This window comes from Bradyrhizobium sp. Mp27, from assembly GCF_029953005.1.
Classification (GTDB): Bacteria; Pseudomonadota; Alphaproteobacteria; order Rhizobiales; family Xanthobacteraceae; genus Bradyrhizobium; species Bradyrhizobium barranii.
The window spans coordinates 1-936 of record NZ_JASAUS010000544.1; the positions used below are offsets into that span (position 1 = coordinate 1).

The 936-nt window shown below is 62.8% G+C and carries 2 protein-coding genes; both read right to left on the minus strand.

The genetic code is table 11. The features are described from left to right. Window positions 1-71 precede the first annotated feature (71 nt). A complete protein-coding gene (tnpB, locus tag QJT78_RS51640; protein WP_018273742.1) occupies window positions 72-428 on the minus strand; it encodes an IS66 family insertion sequence element accessory protein TnpB in 357 nt (118 codons plus the stop codon). After that, entirely contained in the window at window positions 425-847 is a 423-nt protein-coding gene (locus QJT78_RS51645) for a transposase (protein ID WP_018273743.1), read from the minus strand. Before QJT78_RS51645 ends, tnpB begins: the two co-directional genes overlap by 4 nt. Between the last annotated feature and the right edge of the window lie 89 nt (window positions 848-936).

The window sequence follows — 936 nt, forward strand, 5'->3', positions numbered from 1 at the left end:
ATCTTCGGGGCGAAGCGCCATATCGCAGAGCTACACGAACGCACTCGCAATCGCCAGCAAAACAAGACGCTTCAGGCAACCTTCGTCGGCCGCTTCGTCACCTTCGGGACCACACGCGACCACTCCGCAAGACCTTCAATCAGCATCGCCAGTTGCGCCCCCGTCACCGGCATCGTACCCTCGCGAACAGGTGGCCAGGCAAAGCCCCCATTCTCCAGCCACTTCGTCGCTAGAACCATTCCCGAGCCGTCAAAAACCAGTAGCTTCAAACGATCCGATCGCTTCGATCGGAAGACATAAACGTCACCGCTGTAGGGCTTGCCGCCTAATCCCTCCGCTACCAGCGCGACAAGGCCATGAACGCCTTTACGAAAGTCAATCGGCTGCGTCGCGACGAACACACGGACCATTGGACCGAAAGAGATCATCGCGTCGATCTCACCGCCGCCAGCACGCGCTCCAGCGTCGCGGCGTCGACGCCGACGGGCACGCGCACCGTCGCGCCCGCGATCATCACCTCGATCCGCTCGGCCGGATCCGTCAGAACATGCGCCTTATCGATCGCGTTCGGCTGCGCCTCGACGGCGGCCTCGAGCCTGACTTGCACGAACTGCGGCGCTTCGCTCGACGCGAGCCGCGCCTGGCGTCGCCACACACTGAGCAGTCCCCGGTTCACCCCGTTGCGTCGAGCCACCTCGGAAATGCTCGTCTCCGGATCGGCACTCTCGGCCACGATCCGCGCCTTCTCCGCATCGCTCCAACTGCGCCGTCGCCTCTCCCCTGTGATCACCTCGATCCGCTGATAGGAGGCGGCATCATGCCCGTCTTGATGTCTGTCTTGATGCATGGAACGAGCGTCCCTCGCGTTGTCAAATCCACGCGCGAGTCTCGCTCATCCCGTCCACCTAAACGAGGTGGGGTCGTCGTACCGCTATC

Coding starts and splice junctions, on each gene's coding strand:
- tnpB (WP_018273742.1), bottom strand. CDS start 428: ATGATCTCTTTCGGTCCAATGGTCCGTGTGTTCGTCGCGACGCAGCCG.
- QJT78_RS51645 (WP_018273743.1), bottom strand. CDS start 847: ATGCATCAAGACAGACATCAAGACGGGCATGATGCCGCCTCCTATCAG.